This is a genomic window from Pseudomonas sp. DR48, assembly GCF_019823085.1.
Classification (GTDB): domain Bacteria; phylum Pseudomonadota; class Gammaproteobacteria; order Pseudomonadales; family Pseudomonadaceae; genus Aquipseudomonas.
In genome coordinates, this window is sequence record NZ_CP081946.1 from 6,058,406 (window position 1) to 6,074,575 (window position 16,170).

Below are 16,170 nucleotides of genomic sequence, written 5' to 3' on the forward strand. Positions count from 1 at the left end.
CTGGTGACGGGGCTTTTTTTTGCTCTGATCGTTCACATGCGCAGCAAAGGAATGTAGCCCCAGACGCTCCGCGGCCCTTCCAGAGCCGAACGCGGAGCGTCCGTTGAGGCATTCCCACGCAGAGCGTGGGAACGATCAGTCAAAATTCGGCGCTTGATATAGTTAGCCTGCTTTCTTTTGTTTCAGACCCACGCCATGATGCAGTTCTCCTACCGCCGCCCGCGAACGAGCCCTCATGTCTGCGCAGCAACTGCCCCCGCAAAGCTCCATGGCGATCACCCTGCAGATCGTCTCTATCGTTTTCTACACCTTTATCGCCTTCCTCTGCATCGGCCTGCCGATTGCGGTGTTGCCGGGCTACGTCCATGAGCAGTTGGGTTTTAGCGCGATCATCGCGGGCCTGACCATTGGCTCGCAATACCTGGCCACCTTGCTCAGTCGTCCAATGGCCGGGCGCATGTCGGACACCATTGGCACCAAACGGGCGATTGTCTACGGATTGTCGGGGATCGTGTTGAGCGGCGTTCTGACGCTGATTTCAACGTTGCTGCAAAGCTACCCGCTGCCAAGTTTGCTGATCCTCATTGCCGGTCGCTTATTGCTGGGGATTGCACAAGGATTGATCGGCGTGGGCACGATCAGTTGGTGCATGGGCCAGGTCGGTGCCGAACACACGGCCCGTTCGATTTCGTGGAACGGCATCGCGTCCTACGGCGCCATCGCCATTGGCGCGCCTTTGGGCGTGGTAATGGTCGGTGAATATGGCTTCGCCAGCCTGGGGATTGTGCTGTCACTGTTGGCCCTGGCGGCGTTGCTGCTGATCCGCAACAAACCTTCCGTGCCGGTGATTCGCGGTGAGCGCCTGCCGTTCTGGGCGGTGTTCGGGCGGATCGCGCCGTTTGGTGCGAGCCTGAGCCTGGCTTCGATCGGTTACGGCACCCTGACCACCTTTATCACGCTTTATTACGTCAGCCGAGGCTGGGCCGGCGCCGCTTATTGCCTCACGGTGTTTGGCGTCTGCTTCATTCTGGCGCGGCTGCTGTTCATCTCCAGCATCAGCCGCTTCGGAGGCTTCACCTCGGCCATCGCCTGCATGACCATTGAAACCCTGGGCCTGGCGCTGCTGTGGCTCGCGCCTTCGACCGGTTATGCGTTGATCGGTGCCGGCCTGACCGGGTTTGGTTTGTCGCTGGTCTATCCGGCATTGGGTGTCGAGGCGATCAAGCAAGTGCCCAATTCCAGTCGTGGCGCGGGCTTGAGTGCCTATGCGGTGTTTTTCGATCTGGCGCTGGCGATTGCCGGGCCGCTGATGGGCGCGGTGGCGTTGAACCTGGGGTATTCGTGGATCTTCTTCAGCGCGGCGTTGCTGTCAGTGACAGGCCTCGGATTGACCCTGCTGCTCAAACGCCGCGCAATGGCCTGACCCCATCAGGGATAGCGGCAACTATTGATCGGCGGTTTGCATACCGGCGCGGCTTGGTTTGCCCAGAGCATGCGAGAAGAATCGATCGGCTTCGGACACCATGTTGCGGTGGATGTCTTTGCGGTCGACGCCGTCAGCATCGGTGCACAAGGCCGGCATGGCGATGATTTGTTCTTCATTGCACGGCGCCAGGAACACGAAGTGCCCTGCCCCGGCCAGCAATTTGAAGTCGGGCGCGGTCGGCAGTTTGCGCGCTAGCGCCGCCGCGTTTTTGTCGTAGGCCACCAGTTTGTCGCCATCGCCACTGTAAAGCAGCACGGGCACATGCACGTCGGCCAAGGTCTGGCGGCCGAATTTCAAACTCAGCGGCGCCATCAGCAGCAATGCGTGGACGCGTGGGTCGGCCACGGGTTGCAGGTCGTCACGGTCGACAATCAGCTCACCTTTTGTGTTACAGGCATCGCGGTCATCCGGGCGTTCCTGGCAATAGCGACGCAGACGGTCCAGGTCTGGTGTGGCGCCGGACAGGATCAACGCCGTCTCGCCACCCGCCGAATACCCGATTACGCCCACCTGGTCGGCATTGACGAAAGGCGCGAGCATCGGGTCGCCGAGGGTCGCGGTAATGGCTTCGGAAATCTGGATAGGCCGGCCGTACAGGTTGCTTAACGTACCGAGACGGCTGTGGTCTGTGGAGTTGTCGCCGGGATGGATCACCGCCACCACCACAAAGCCTTTGCGCGCCAGCGAGGTCGCGAGGTCGTGCAGGGCCAGCGGGGTTCCGGTGTTGCCGTGGGACAGCATCAGCATCGGGAAACGCCCGATGGCGACTCGGGTGTCTTCGCCGGCTTCGACGGTGTACCCCTCGAGCAGGCTGGAGTGTTCCCTGTCGCTCGAAGGATAGAACGCGATGGCGCGCATCGGCTGCAAATCCAGAGGGTCGAGAAAAGTCATCTCATGGAAACCGACGCTCCAGTGAGGATGCGGCGCAGGCGCGGCGTGCACTGAATTCAGGCTGCTGAGCAGGCAAATCAGTAACGTTGCACAAAGACGCACCATAGGATGCCCTACCCTTTGTTACTTGACCGGAAAGCCCGTTCTTCTCGAAATACCGAGAAAGCGGCCTTGAACCCGCGATTGCAGCTACCAAGGTCGTTACAGAACGGGGACGTTAAACCCTCGACTGCATAACCTGGGCCACAACCTGAAACGGTCAGAAACAAAAAACTCCGTATCTGACACTTGCGTGATCAGAATACAGAGTTTTTTGGGGGTTGCCTGAGCTGTTTGTCGTCTTTACGCAAGCTTTACGCCGCGGCGAACAATTGCTCGCTGATTTGCGTATGAGCGTCGCTCATGGCTTTGGTACGCACTTCGTCACCGTAAGCCAGGCCGTGGGCACGAACAAACTCGATGTCGGTGATCCCGATGAAGCCGAACAACACCTTCAGGTATTCTTCGTGAGCAACGCCGGTCGCCTGACCAACATGCAGGCCGCCGGAAGTGGAGACGATCACCACTTTTTTGCCACCGCACAGGCCTTCAGGGCCGGCTTCGGTGTAACGGAACGTCTGACCGGCAACGGCAATGCGATCGATCCAGGCCTTGAGTTGGGTCGGGATGGTGAAGTTGTACATCGGCGCGGCGATGACGACGGCATCGGCAGCCAGGAATTCGGCCAGGGTCGTGGCGCTCAGCTCGGCTTCGTGCTGTTGGGCGGCGTTGCGCAGTTCAGCAGTGGTGCCTGCGGCGACCAGGGTCGTTGCGGAGAAATGGCTGATGGCATCGGCGGCCAGGTCGCGGTAAGTCACGACAGCAGTAGGTTCGGCGGCTTGCCAGGCTTTAACGACTTCGCTGCTCAACTGACGGGAAGCCGAGTTGTCACCAAGAATGCTCGAATCGATATGCAACAATTTCATGTGGGATCTCCAGGTGAGGATCGCCACGGGGCGATCTGATGGGGTTGATCCTACAGATGAAACCAATAGCTGATTAGCCTGCAATAATGCGATAGTTCGTCTCACTGATAGAACAATCGGACTCCAGCCATGCAAGACCTCAATGACCTCTACTATTTCGCCAAGGTAGTCGAAGCCGGCGGCTTTGCCGCTGCCGGACGGCTGCTGGGGATTCCCAAGTCCCGGCTATCGCGGCGTATCGCCGAGCTGGAAGAACGCCTCGGCGCGCGCCTGCTGCAACGCACCACCCGACAACTGAAGCTGACCGCTGTGGGAGAGCGTTACCTGCGCCACTGCCAGGCCATGCTGCTGGAAGCCGAGATGGCTGATGAAGCCGTGGCCAGTATGTCCAGCGAGCCCCGTGGACGCTTGCGCGTGTCCTGCCCGGTTGGACTGGCCCACGAGATGCTGCCATCGGTAATCAGCAAGTTCCTGGAAAAATACCCTCAGGTTCAACTGGAAGTGATGCTGCTCAATCGCCGCGTCGACCTGGTGAACGAAGGCGTCGATGTCGCACTGCGGGTGCGCGAGCTGGGCGATGAGGATCCGTTACTGGTGACACGGCGTTTGCGCCAGGCGCAGATGGCGATGGTCGCCAGCCCGGCCTTCCTGCATGGGCGCGCGATCAACCACCCTGATGACCTGAAAACCTTGCCGGTGCTCGGCGCGCTGGAAGCCGACCGCCTGGTGCACATCCGCATGCTTGATCAACAGGGTAAAAGTGTTGAATTGAGTCTGGAAGCGCGACTGGGTATCGACGACTTCATCGTGCGCAAGGCCTGTACCCTTGCGGGACAGGGTTTCACGATGTTGCCAATGATGTATTGCGAGCAGGAGCTGGAAAACGGCTCTCTGGTGCAATTGTTGCCCGACTGGTCGCTGCCTGGCGGCTGGCTGCAAGCGGTCTACCCTCATCGGCGCGGGGTGATGCCGGCGGTACGCGCCTGGATCGACCATCTGATCGAATCATTCAATATGTGTGGGGACCGACTGCTATGAAGGCTGGACGTATGAGCGAAGAGGATGTCGCGCAATTCTGTCTCGCGCTGCCCGGCGCCCGGGAGGACTACAAATGGGGAGGCGTTCGGGTGTTTTCGATTGCCGGCAACAAAATGTTCGCCTTGCAGAACCTGCGCGGCGAATCACTGGCGTTCAAGGTCGACAAGGATCTGTTCCTGGGGCACTGCGACCGTCCGGGGATTCACCCGGCGCCGTATCTGGCCAGGGCGCAGTGGATCATCATGCAAACGCCCTACCCGCTGGCTGGCGAAGAGCTGCAAGGGTTGTTGCAACGTTCCCACCAACTGGTAGTAAGCAAACTGCCCAAGCGCACCCAGATCGGGTTGCTGCTGTAAGGCCAGCTCTTTCAGCCCAGGGCAAACAAGTTCGCACCGAGGAACAGTTGGTCGATCCAGAAGACCTGGTGCATGAGCACGATGAGCCAGAACACCAGCTGGAACGAGAGCTTGCGGGTCTTGTGCCGAAACACTTGCTGGGCCAGCAAGGCGCCCGGCCAGCCGCCCGCCAGTTCCACCGCGTGCAAGACGTTCTCCGGGGTGCGCCAACTGTCGGCGCGCGCCTTGCGCTTGTCACTCCAGTACAGAACGAACGCCAGCACGCTGACGATGCCGTAGGCCGCCAGGGGAATCAGCGAAACCCCGCGCAACCATAACCGCACCGAGCCGGTCAGCGGCAGCGCGCACAGGATCAAAAACACCAACAGTTTCAACTGTGGATACTGGACCCGCTCTCCCCCGGACCGGCGTCCGGGGTTGTTGCGCGCGCTGGAGTCACTCATGGCCGCGCCGCGGCCCAGTCGACCCAACCGAACTGCCAGGTGGCCAGGATGAGCAGGCCGAACACGATGCGATACCAGGCAAACGCGGCATAGCTGTGGCTGGCGATGAACTTGAGCAAGGCTTTGACGGCAATCATCGCGAAGATGAACGCGGTCACGAAGCCGATGGCGAACACCGGCAAATCCGCCGGCACGAACAGGTGACGGTATTTAAAGCCCGAATACACCGCCGCAGCCACCATGGTCGGCATCGCCAGGAAGAACGAGAACTCGGTTGCGGTCTTGCGCGACAGGCCGAACAGCAAGCCACCAATGATGGTCGAGCCGGAACGCGAAGTACCGGGAATCATCGCCAGGCACTGGGCGAAGCCGACTTTCAATGCGTCTTTCCAGGTGATCTCGTCCACGGTTTCAGCGTGCACTTCATGCTGACGCTGCTCGGCCCACAACATGATGATCCCGCCCACGACCAACGCCGTTGCGACGGTAATCGGGTTGAACAGGTATTCATGAATCAGGTTGGAAAAGAGTACGCCCAACACCACGGCCGGCATAAAGGCGATCAGCAGGTTGGCAGTAAACCGGCGAGCGCTGGGTTGCGTCGGCAAACCGGTCACCACGTCGAGGATCTTGCGGCGAAATTCCCATACCACCGCCAGGATTGCCCCCAACTGAATAATGATGTTGAACGCAATCGCCCGTTCGCCACCGAAGTCGAGCAAATCCGCCACGATGATTTGGTGACCGGTACTGGAAATGGGCAAAAACTCTGTCAGCCCTTCTACAACCCCAAGAATCAATGCCTGAAAGGCGGTCCACAGATCCATCAATCCCCCAAAGGCAATGCGAAAAGGCATGCCCCATTAATTTTTTTAAGCGTTGACTGCGCCAAGCGTAGCTGAAGTCCGCGCGCAGAGGATCCAGACACTCCGGTAAAAATCCCGTGAAAAATCAACTTGGATTCAGGTTTCTTCGCGCGGGGCCGAAATCCTATCAGACAAGCCACGATAACGCTGCCGCGTCATGAGACTTGGGTCGCATATGCCCGACAGGCCAAAGCGTGGTTGGATGCTGACCATCGTTTATTACAAGAACAAGAACCGGAGTGACAGCGTTATGAACAGCTTGCGTAATGTGTCGATCAGCCGACGTTTGTGGCTTATTTTGATCGTCTCGGTGGTGATGCTATTGACGCTGGGCGTGCTGATGCTCAAGCAGATCCACGACGACCTTTATCTGGGCAAGGCTCAGAAAACCCAGCACGTGGTGCAGACTGCCAGCGGCATTTTAAGCTACTTCCATGACCTGGAAACGGCCGGCACGCTGACCCGCGAGGCTGCACAGAAGCAAGCGCTGTCGGCCGTTCGCGGGCTGCGTTATGACCAGAATGACTATTTCTGGATCAACGATCTGACGCCTGTGATGATCATGCACCCGGCCAACCCAAAACTGGATGGCCAGAACCTCTCGGCGATCCGCGACCCGGACGGTTTTGCGCTGTTCAACGAAATGGTGGCCGTCGCCAAGGCCAAGGGCGCCGGCACGATCAACTACCGCTGGCCGAAGCCGGGTGCCAGCGCCCCGGTCGAGAAAACCTCCTACGTCAAACTGTTCGAACCTTGGGGGTGGGTGATTGGTTCGGGTGTCTACATCGATGACATGCAGGCCGAGTTCTATGGCCAGGTATGGAAGGCTTCTGTCGTCGGCCTGGTGATTGCGCTGATCATGGCATTGCTGGTGATCATGATTGCGCGCAGCATCGTGCGCCCGCTTCAGGACACCGTGAACGCCATGGCCAATATCGCCAGCGGCGAGAGCGATCTGACCCGCAGCCTCGACACCCACGGCCGCGATGAAGTCACTCAACTGGCTCGCCACTTCAATGCGTTCACCGCCAAGCTGCGAGGGGTGATCAGTCAATTGCAAGTCTCCGCCAGCGAGCTGGGCCAGTCATCCAGCGAACTGGGCAACGACGCGGCTCAGGCCCAGCAACGCAGCCAGCAACAATCCCAGCAAATGGAGCTGGTGGCGACCGCGATCAACGAAGTCACTTATGGCGTGCAGGATGTAGCCAAGAACGCCGAGCATGCGGCCAGCGAAATGCGCGATGCCGAATCTCAGGCGCAGCAGGGACAAATCAACATTGATGGCAGCTTGCAGCAGATCGACAAACTGTCCGGCACCATCGATCAAGCTGTCGAAGTGATTCGCACCCTGGCCGCTGAAAGCACACAGATTGGTAGTGTCCTGGAGGTCATCCGCTCCATCGCCGAGCAAACCAACCTGTTGGCGCTCAACGCGGCGATCGAAGCGGCGCGGGCCGGTGAGCAAGGTCGTGGCTTTGCAGTGGTGGCCGACGAGGTGCGCCTGCTGGCCCAGCGCACCCAAAAGTCCACGGCAGAGATCCAGTCGATGATCGAACGCCTGCAAAACCATTCCGAAGCAGCGGTCAAAGTGATCGGCGACAGCAGCCGCGCCTCGCAACTGACCATTGAACAGGCAGGCCTGGCCGGTGCCAGCCTGAATGCGATCGGGCAAGCCTTGCGCAACCTCAATGGCCTGAACGCCTCGATTGCCAGTGCGACCTTGCAGCAAGCCCATGTAGTGGAAGACATCAATCAGAACGTCACCCAGGCTGCTGGGTTGTCCCACAGCACGGCATTGGCGGCCGAGCAATCGAGTATGGCCAGCGTTCGGCTCAAGGACTTGAGCGAGCAGTTGAACGGATTGCTCAAGCAGTTTCGCGTATAGCAATGCGCCTGTAGCAGCTGCCGCAGCTGCTACAGGCGGTTCTACTTGGCAGCGCCTGCCGGTACAATCCGCCCCCTCTTCGATTTCCCCAAGGAACCCCCATGTCCGGGCTTGAACTGTTTGCCGCCGCCCTCGGCGTGATCGCCGTCTGGTTGACGGTCAAACAGAACCCCTGGTGCTGGCCGATCGGCCTGGTCATGGTGCTGCTTTACAGCTGGATCTTTTTTGAAGTGAAGCTGTATTCGGACATGCTCCTGCAAGTGATCTATGCCGCGCTGCAGCTCTACGGCTGGTGGCAGTGGACCCGCGCGGGTGAGGCGAATGCCGGTCGCCAGGTCAGTCGACTCGACGCAAAATCAATCGCATCGGGCCTTGCGGTCGGCGCCATCGGCAGTCTGTTGCTGGGCGCTGCCATGGCGCACTGGACTGACGCAGCGCAGCCTTGGCTTGACGCTGCACTGACCGCGTTCAGCCTAGTGGCGCAACTGTGGATGGCGCAAAAACGCGTGCAGTGCTGGCCACTGTGGATCACCGTCGATGTGATTTTCGTCGCGCTGTTCATCTATAAAGGCATGTACCTGACCGCCTCGCTCTACGCCCTGTTCCTGCTCCTGGCTGTGCAAGGCTGGCGCGAATGGCGCGCCGACCCGGCGTTGCGCACATGAAAGTGCTGGTGCTTACAGGTCCGGAATCCAGCGGCAAAAGTTGGCTTTCGAGCGAGATTCACGCCAACTTTGGCGGCATATTGGTCAGTGAGTACGTTAGGCACTTTATCGACAGCGAAGCCCGGGAAACCCGCTACGATGACATCTCGGTGATCGCTCATGGCCAACTGACTTGGGAGGATGAAGCACGCGCCCGACAACCGTCACTGTTGATTCTCGATACGCACCTGTTGAGCAATATCCTCTGGAGTCACACGCTGTTTGGCAATTGCCCGCCATGGATCGAGCAAGCGTTGCTGGCGCGGCATTACGACCTGCACTTGCTGCTCAGCCCTGAAAGCGTTGCCTGGCATGACGATGGGCAGCGTTGCCAGCCGCAATTGGCAGAACGCCAGGTGTTTTTCCAGGCCAGCCGCCAATGGCTTGACCTGCATCGCCAGCCTTTCCAGGTAGTGGAAGGTGACTGGAAACAGCGAAAGGAAGCGTCATTCGAAGCGGTGACGCATTTGCTCAACGGCTGACAAGGGCTTGCCCGCCTTGTCGCAACTGTCCATTTCTGAAACACCTCCGCTTGTGCAAACCCGCGATTTAAAGCGGCCCCTTCACGCCAGCAAAAAAATGTTAAGCCACTGATACAACCTGCATTCGAAGCCCTTAGCGAGCAGTGCCGCCAGTATGGACGGGGGCTTTTGCGTGGCTCTGTTTCAGCGGCTTTACACCGTTTTTTTGACTGTCTCGATAATTAAACCCAACCCGCTGTTTTTAAAAGAAAAGCAAAAACCGGCACACCTTCTGCTCTCTACCTCGCAACGCTGAAAAGGGCCAGCGTCCAATTACAGAAGGAATTGCCGCCGTGGGGACATTTAATAACAGCATCTTTAGCCTCTTGCTGATCGGATGCGCACTGGGCTCAAGTGTCTGCCTGCCCGTACAGGCCGACAACGGCATCATCACCATCAAACGTGATGTCCAGCCTCGCAACGCAACCGTTCCGCCATTGCGCCCCGACCCTAACCCCACGACCGTCAACGCCAACCCGTCCAAACAAATCCTCAGCCAAACGAACGAGCTGAGCGACGGCGACTTTGCCAATGTCGCCAGTGGTGCAGGCATCTCCCGCCTGGTCACTCAAAACACCAACAATCTGGGCGGCAATATCAGCAACCAGAGTCAGCTTTCGAACCTCCCCGCCGGACGTTCGGGAAACTCGGGCAGCGGCATCGCCAACATGGTCAATTCAAACGTCCAGCAAGGCCTGGGTGCTCTGAAAATCATAACGGGAGACCGTTGAGATGAATCGTTCGCTGCTGATTATCGCCATGTTTTTCAGTGCATCGACATTCGCCCAACCGCCCGTCATCAACAACGCCGACATCGACGGCTCGGGCGCTCAGTACCAAGGCAACCTCGCGGTCAACCAAGCTGCGGGCGACCAGCAGCAGCAGGCCAATGCCCGGGCTTTCGCCATTGGTCATGGTGCGAACGCGACCACACAGATTCGCCAACGGCTGCGCACTGAAGTCGATCCCAGGATCGATGCTCAGTCCAGCATCCAGGGCAACTCCTTCAGCCACGGCAACGGCGCACTGGGCGTGAACCAGAGCGCGGGCGCCAGCAACCAGCAAGCCAATGCACTGCGCATCAGCATTGGTGCGCAGCCGCAAAGTATCGACGACAGCGTCCTCAGGCAACAGAACGTGGCGCTGATCAACAACTCCGATGCAACTGACTCTGCACCCGGCTATCGCCAGGTCGCTACCAGCGATCAGGCCTTCACCGGTAGCCGTGGGGTGATTCAGTTGAATCAGAGCGCCGGGGTGGGTAATCGAATGGCAAACACCCTAAGCGTACGGGTCGCGGATTGACCCAAACAGGTAAGAAACAACACTTAACCTAAAATAAGTACGGAGAATCACCATGAAACCTTCGATGGCAATCAAGCCTCTGGTTTTCGCAATTGCTGCGGTCATGGCTGTTGCTGTACAAGCTGGGCAGACTGATGACCACCATCATGGCCACAATGGCCACAATAATGGTCATCACACCCCTCCTCCAACCAAAATCCCTGTCTACGCGACGGCGAATGCGTGGGATAACCAAAGCAGTACCAACAACCGCATCCTCAACCAAGGGACTGTCAACGATGCCAGTATGAGCAGCTCTGCCACAGGCACCAGCGGCAACGTCGGGGTCAACGTGGCTGCCGGCGACGGCAACCAACAAGACAACGCGGCCGCCATTGCAAACGCCGCAGCCGCAGCCACCGATAACAGCTTCGTGTTCGGCACTGCCTCCGCTACGGCAAGCGTCAAGCAATACAGCAACGGCAACAAGGTATACAACTACGGCAGCACTGCCTCGGCCAACATGAGTGGATCGGGGAACAGCGGCAGCGGCAACATGGGGATCAACATTGCTGGCGGCGACCTGAACCAACAGAAAAACACCATGGCCATTGCCAACACCAATGCTCCACTGGGTAACGCAACTGCTACCGCCTCCGCCGACCAACAAGGCCCCGGCCTCGTTGTGGAAAACAACGCTGATCGGACCTTCCGTGTAGATACGCTGACCGTTACACAAACAGCCAGCGGCAGTTTCTCCAAGGACAAGTCATTTGAGGCAAGCGGAAGCAAAAGCTCTTCTTCGAGCTTTGACGTAAGCGGTTCGAAGAGCTTCGATGCCAGTGGCTCTAGCAGCTCTCATGCAAGCGGTTCCTCGAGTGCTTCTTTGAGCGCTTCTTTGAGCGCTACTCTGGACGCTGCGGTCGAGGCTTCGAAAAACGCTTCGTGGGATTATGGCCATCACCATTCGGGCAGCAGCAGCTCGTCTTCTGACGCTTCGCTGACTGCATCGCTCGATGCATCCCTCGACGTATCGGTCGACAAGTCGTACGACAAATCGCACGAAAAATCGTTTGAGAAATCGTTCAACTCCTCATTCGAAAAATCGGGCAGCAAATCGAAAGAGTCCTCGTACGACAAATCTAAAAGCTACAGTGAAAGCAGCTCGTTTGATTTGAGCAACACCTACTCTTATCAAGTGCTGACTCCAACTGGCTGGGCCAACCCTGTGACCAACACTGCAACCCTGAGCGGTTCGGTGAATGGCGGCAGCGGCAACCTGGGCGTCAACGTAGCTGCCGGTGTGGGCAACCAACAAAGCAACTCGCTGGCCATTTCCAACAACTCGTTCTAACTGCTGACGGTGGAGGCCCCCTCACGGGGGCCTTTTTCAGCCCCAACCTGAAGGCGCCCCACCATGCGCATTATCATCACCTTGGCATTTTTGCTTTGCGTGGCCAGTGTGAGCGAGGCTGCACAAATGCCGCTTTCCGTCCTGCCAGGCGGCGCGGTGGTGTACAAACCGGTCCAGAGCATACGTGAACGTAAATTTGCCGACCTGGTGCAACAGAAAACCGACTTCAGTTGCGGCGCCGCTGCGCTCGCGACCATTTTGCGCCAGGCCTATTGGCTGGACGTGAATGAAGAACAGATCATCGAAGGCATGTTGGCGCACTCCGATCAAAATCTTGTCCGCGTCCAGGGCTTCTCCATGCTCGATATGAAGCATTACGTGGAAAGTATCGGCATGCGTGCCCGCGGCTACCGGGTAGCCAATGAAACGTTGAGCGAAATCAAAATTCCCGTTGTGGTCCTCATGGATATCCGCGGCTACAAACATTTTGTGGTCTTGCAAAGAGTTCATGACGGCTGGGTCTATATCGGAGATCCGGTACTGGGTCATAAACGTTACAGACTCGACGACTTTGTCAAAGGCTGGAACGGCATCGTCTTTGCCGTTATCGGTCAGGGCTATGACAAAGCCAATGCGTTGCTCGACCCACCCCTGCCACTGACCGCCAAGAACCGGGTCAACGCTTTCAGCCCGGTGCCAGACGCAGAATTGATGGACTTCGGATTCATCCAAAGCGACTTCTTCTAATGATAAGGAGCATGAAGCTCCGGGAGCATCCAATGAAGACTCCAATCTGGCTGGCCGTTGCCTGTCTGGCCGCCAGCCTGCCAACCCAGGCACAACCATTCAAACCCATCGAACTGAAGGATCAGGAACTGGCGACTTTGCGCGGCCGCTTTGTCATGCCGGGAAGAATTGTCAGTTTCGGCATCGTCATGACAAGCAGTTGGCAAAATGCCAACGGTGAAGTAATCGGCGCTACTTCATCGATGCAAATCCAACAATCAACCATCAAGCCACAGTTTTATGTATCGATGATCGATGAAAAAGGCAGTGGTTCAACCCACTCACAAAGCTCCGGCACCGGTAGCGTCACGGGCGGCAGCGGTCTCAACAGCACCGAAGGCGTCACTCAAGTCGTACGCGCTGCCGGCGACAACAATTCGGCCTACAACAACGTTGATATCAACGTCTCAAAGGCTAACCAGGCGCCAGTAACGCAACAACAGGGCCAGGCATTGGCCGCAGGCTCGACGTTGTCCGGCACCAACGGCGCGGGTTCGCTGAGCGTTTCCTCAACCGGCTCGGGTGTGCAACTCAACATCGTGGCCAATAACAATCAGGGCAGTACCATTCAACGCCTGGCCCAGGGTGGGCTGATGCAGAACACAACATTGCTGGGTAGCAGCAACCAGGTCCGCAATCTAACCTCATTCAATGTCGTGTTGCGTGACAACGTGCCGTCAGCCGGGTCGGTGAGCGGCAATCTCGATCAACTCAAAGGTCTTCGCGCGCTCGGATTCTGATCTACGCTCAGTCTCATCGGAAGTCATTTGAAGGGACGGCTAACCCATGCATCGATCGCTAACGCTCAGAGCTATAGTCTGTTTAAGTAGCCTGACCCCGGCAACACTGCTCTATGCAGCACCGGACCCTCAGGTTGAATTATTAAAACAAGAACTCATGGAGTTGAAACAGCGTTACGAAGCACAACAGAACGCGCTGATGGTCCTTGAGCAGCGCGTTCGCCAAGTCGAAGCAACACCAACAACACCACCGCCCAAACGTCTGACCAAATCCCCTGCCGAACCGGCCAGGGGTGGTCAGACGGTGGCCACCGGTGCGCCTGGAACCACGGGCAGTTCATATGGCCAGGCGCTCAAGGACGACTCTGAACCGGCACAAAGCGTGTCCAACCTGTATGACGAAGCCAGCGGCTTCTTCGGTGGCGGCAAGTTCAGCTTCGAAACCGGCCTGACCTATACGCACTACGATACCCGAGCGTTGACGCTCAATGGTTTCCTGGCACTGGACTCGATTTTCCTCGGCAACATCAACCTTGACCGTATAAAGGCGGATAACTGGACCCTTGACCTGACGGCTCGCTATAACGTGGCACAACGTTGGCAGTTCGACATTAACGTTCCCGTGGTGTATCGCGAATCGACGTATTCCTCCGGTGGCGCTGGTGGCGCAGGCCCGGTGACGTCTGACGCAACCGTGACTCGCGACCCCACTATCGGCGACGTCAACGTCGGCGTGGCCTACAAGTTTCTCGATGAGTCGGTCAACCTGCCCGACGCGGTCGTGACACTGCGCGTCAAGGCGCCAACCGGTAATGACCCTTACGGCATCAAGCTGGTCAATGACCCTAATAACGATAACCTTTCGGTGCCCCAGAGCTTGCCTACCGGCAACGGTGTCTGGTCGATCACCCCGGGAATCTCGCTGGTCAAGACCTTCGATCCGGCGGTGCTGTTCGGCAGCCTGGCCTATACCTACAACATTCAGGACTCTTTCAGCGACATCAGCCCTCAGGTCAACTCCAAAGTCCCTGGGGACGTGAAACTCGGCGATTCATGGCAGGTCGGCGCCGGCATTGCGTTTGCCTTGAACGAAAAGATGAGTATGTCGTTTTCGTTCACCGATCAATTCGCTCGCAAGAGCAAAATCAAACCGGACGGTGGCGATTGGCAATCGATCACCAACAGCGACTACAACTCGGCTAACTTCAACATCGGCATGACACTGGCCGCCACCGACAAGCTGACGATTGTTCCCAATCTGGCCATTGGCCTGACGGAAGACTCGCCAGACTTTTCCTTCAGCCTGAAATTCCCGTACTACTTCTGATACGGCACCCACAAAAAACCCGCTTTTCAGCGGGTTTTTTGTTGATCGCTACACGGGTTAAAAAGCATATACCGACAATTTTTAACTAAAAATGGCCACTCAACGTATCTGATGTTTGTGCAGCAAACGGTAGAACGTCGGCCGGGAAATCCCGAGCACCTTGGCGGCAATGCTCAGGTTATCGCTGTGGCGGTTAAGCACATCGCACAGCGCCTGGCGTTCTGCGCGGGTCTTGTAGTCCTCCAGCGTGCCCATCGGCGCGGGAATGGCGTGCTGGCTGATCAGCCCCAGGTCCCGGGCTTCGATCTGCCGCCCCTCGGCCAGTACCAACCCGCGACGAACCCGGTTGGCCAGCTCGCGAACATTGCCCGGCCAGTCATGTTTGCCCATGGCAATCAAGGCGTCGTCGCTGAAACTACGTGGACGGCGGCCGGTTTCGTGGCTGTAGAAATGGGAAAAATGGTTGGCCAGCATCGATAAGTCACCATGGCGCTCGCGCAGCGGCGCGGTGACGACTTGCAGCACGTTCAGGCGGTAATACAAATCCTCACGAAAGCGTTTCTTTTCGATTGCCGCCTCCAGGTCGACATGAGTCGCCGCCAATACCCGCACATCCACCGGAATCGGCTGGCTGCCGCCGACATGCTCGATGTGTTTTTCCTGGAGGAAGCGCAGCAGATTGGCTTGCAGTTCCAACGGCAAGTCACCGATTTCATCGAGAAACAATGTGCCGCCGTTCGCCGCTTCGATCCGTCCGACCTTGCGTTGATGGGCGCCGGTAAACGCACCCTTTTCGTGGCCAAACAACTCCGATTGGATAAGGTGTTCAGGGATCGCACCGCAATTGATCGCCACGAACGGTTTGTTGTGGCGATGGGACTGTCGGTGCAAGGTGCGGGCCACTAACTCCTTGCCAGTGCCGCTCTCGCCGCGGATCAATACCGGGGATTCGGTAGGCGCCAATTTACTGAGCAGTTTGCGCAGTTCGCGAATCGGCTTGCTGTCGCCGAGCAACTCGTGTTCGGGCTGATCGATATGAATCGTGCCCTGCCCTCGCAGGCGCGCCATGCCGAACGCTCGTCCCAGCGTGACTTGCACCCGCGAAACATCAAACGGCAAAGTATGGAAGTCGAAAAACCATTCGCAAACAAAGTCGCCGACATTCTGCAGCCGCAGGACTTCCTGATTGAGCACAGCGATCCACTCGGTGCCGCTGTGGCTGATCAGCTCTTTGACGGCTTCCGGATGTTCCAGATGAAAAGGTTGTAATCGCAACAGGCCAACGTCGCAGGTGCGCTCGGCCGCGTTCTCCAAGGTGCAGCTATCAACATCCCAACCGACAGAGCGTAAACCCGGCAACAGACGATGGCAGTCGTCACACGGGTCCACTACTAACAGACGTCGCAACGCGGGCGTTTCGATCATGACTGTTCCTTGGCGCCAAATTTGAGAAATATTATTAAAAACAGTCGTTTGGCGGGCCTGGCTGTAACATTAGCAAGAATTTGACGGTGCCTTGTACCG

General features: G+C 57.9%; 17 protein-coding genes. 12 read left to right on the forward strand and 5 right to left on the reverse strand.

Translation table 11 applies throughout. The annotated features are described in order from the left end of the window. Positions 1-235: 235 nt before the first annotated feature. Positions 236-1,423: an MFS transporter gene (locus K5K95_RS27315; RefSeq protein WP_222586974.1), complete on the forward strand. Its 1,188-nt coding sequence runs from the start codon at positions 236-238 to the stop codon at positions 1,421-1,423. A 21-nt stretch (positions 1,424-1,444) separates the two neighbouring features. Here K5K95_RS27315 and K5K95_RS27320 read toward each other — a convergent pair whose 3' ends face one another. Both K5K95_RS27320 and K5K95_RS27325 read right to left on the reverse strand, forming a co-directional pair. Continuing rightward, positions 1,445-2,482, reverse strand: coding sequence for an alpha/beta hydrolase family protein (locus K5K95_RS27320; RefSeq protein ID WP_222586975.1), 1,038 nt, complete (start codon positions 2,480-2,482; stop codon positions 1,445-1,447). 248 nt (positions 2,483-2,730) lie between these two features. Further along, a complete protein-coding gene (locus K5K95_RS27325; RefSeq protein ID WP_222586976.1) occupies positions 2,731-3,342 on the reverse strand; it encodes an FMN-dependent NADH-azoreductase in 612 nt (203 codons plus the stop codon). 129 nt (positions 3,343-3,471) lie between these two features. Here K5K95_RS27325 and K5K95_RS27330 point away from each other — a divergent pair, with 129 nt between their 5' ends. Together K5K95_RS27330 and K5K95_RS27335 are read left to right on the forward strand one after the other, a co-directional pair. Beyond that, a complete protein-coding gene (locus tag K5K95_RS27330; RefSeq protein ID WP_222586977.1) occupies positions 3,472-4,380 on the forward strand; it encodes a LysR substrate-binding domain-containing protein in 909 nt (302 codons plus the stop codon). Then, entirely contained in the window at positions 4,377-4,736 is a 360-nt protein-coding gene (locus K5K95_RS27335) for an MmcQ/YjbR family DNA-binding protein (protein WP_222586978.1), read from the forward strand. The genes K5K95_RS27330 and K5K95_RS27335 overlap by 4 nt, the downstream gene beginning before the upstream one ends. Positions 4,737-4,747: 11 nt before the next feature. Here the strand turns inward: K5K95_RS27335 and K5K95_RS27340 are convergent, their stop codons facing one another. Then, the gene (locus K5K95_RS27340; protein ID WP_222586979.1) at positions 4,748-5,179 is read right to left on the reverse strand and encodes a DUF1294 domain-containing protein; all 432 of its coding nucleotides are present in this window, start codon (positions 5,177-5,179) and stop codon (positions 4,748-4,750) included. Next, positions 5,176-6,006 carry an undecaprenyl-diphosphate phosphatase gene (locus tag K5K95_RS27345; RefSeq protein WP_222586980.1) on the reverse strand — a complete coding sequence of 277 codons (831 nt, stop codon included), beginning with the start codon at positions 6,004-6,006 and terminating at the stop codon, positions 5,176-5,178. The genes K5K95_RS27340 and K5K95_RS27345 overlap by 4 nt, the downstream gene beginning before the upstream one ends. Positions 6,007-6,295: 289 nt before the next feature. Here K5K95_RS27345 and K5K95_RS27350 point away from each other — a divergent pair, with 289 nt between their 5' ends. The 9 genes from K5K95_RS27350 (at position 6,296) to K5K95_RS27390 (ending at position 14,646) form a co-directional block, all read left to right on the forward strand. After that, entirely contained in the window at positions 6,296-7,930 is a 1,635-nt protein-coding gene (locus K5K95_RS27350) for a methyl-accepting chemotaxis protein (RefSeq protein ID WP_222586981.1), read from the forward strand. Positions 7,931-8,031: 101 nt separating this feature from the next. Further along, positions 8,032-8,595 carry a nicotinamide riboside transporter PnuC gene (gene pnuC, locus K5K95_RS27355; protein WP_222586982.1) on the forward strand — a complete coding sequence of 188 codons (564 nt, stop codon included), beginning with the start codon at positions 8,032-8,034 and terminating at the stop codon, positions 8,593-8,595. Next, positions 8,592-9,116, forward strand: coding sequence for an AAA family ATPase (locus tag K5K95_RS27360; protein WP_222590447.1), 525 nt, complete (start codon positions 8,592-8,594; stop codon positions 9,114-9,116). The genes pnuC and K5K95_RS27360 overlap by 4 nt, the downstream gene beginning before the upstream one ends. A gap of 332 nt (positions 9,117-9,448) precedes the next feature. Continuing rightward, positions 9,449-9,886, forward strand: a complete 438-nt coding sequence (locus K5K95_RS27365; RefSeq protein ID WP_222586983.1) for a hypothetical protein — start codon at positions 9,449-9,451, stop codon at positions 9,884-9,886. A 1-nt stretch (position 9,887) separates the two neighbouring features. Continuing rightward, entirely contained in the window at positions 9,888-10,460 is a 573-nt protein-coding gene (locus K5K95_RS27370) for an adhesin (protein WP_222586984.1), read from the forward strand. 52 nt (positions 10,461-10,512) lie between these two features. Next, complete coding sequence (locus tag K5K95_RS27375) at positions 10,513-11,793, forward strand: heme utilization protein (RefSeq protein ID WP_222586985.1); 1,281 nt, start codon at positions 10,513-10,515, stop codon at positions 11,791-11,793. Positions 11,794-11,856: 63 nt separating this feature from the next. Next, the gene (locus K5K95_RS27380) at positions 11,857-12,540 is read left to right on the forward strand and encodes a C39 family peptidase (RefSeq protein WP_222586986.1); all 684 of its coding nucleotides are present in this window, start codon (positions 11,857-11,859) and stop codon (positions 12,538-12,540) included. A gap of 32 nt (positions 12,541-12,572) precedes the next feature. Next, positions 12,573-13,319 (forward strand): hypothetical protein, encoded by a 747-nt coding sequence (locus K5K95_RS27385; protein WP_222586987.1) that lies wholly within the window; start codon positions 12,573-12,575, stop codon positions 13,317-13,319. A 46-nt stretch (positions 13,320-13,365) separates the two neighbouring features. Beyond that, positions 13,366-14,646, forward strand: a complete 1,281-nt coding sequence (locus tag K5K95_RS27390; protein ID WP_222586988.1) for a hypothetical protein — start codon at positions 13,366-13,368, stop codon at positions 14,644-14,646. A 99-nt stretch (positions 14,647-14,745) separates the two neighbouring features. On the opposite strand, the gene K5K95_RS27395 is transcribed toward K5K95_RS27390, so the two are convergent. Continuing rightward, entirely contained in the window at positions 14,746-16,071 is a 1,326-nt protein-coding gene (locus tag K5K95_RS27395; protein WP_222586989.1) for a sigma-54 dependent transcriptional regulator, read from the reverse strand. Positions 16,072-16,170: the final 99 nt, after the last annotated feature.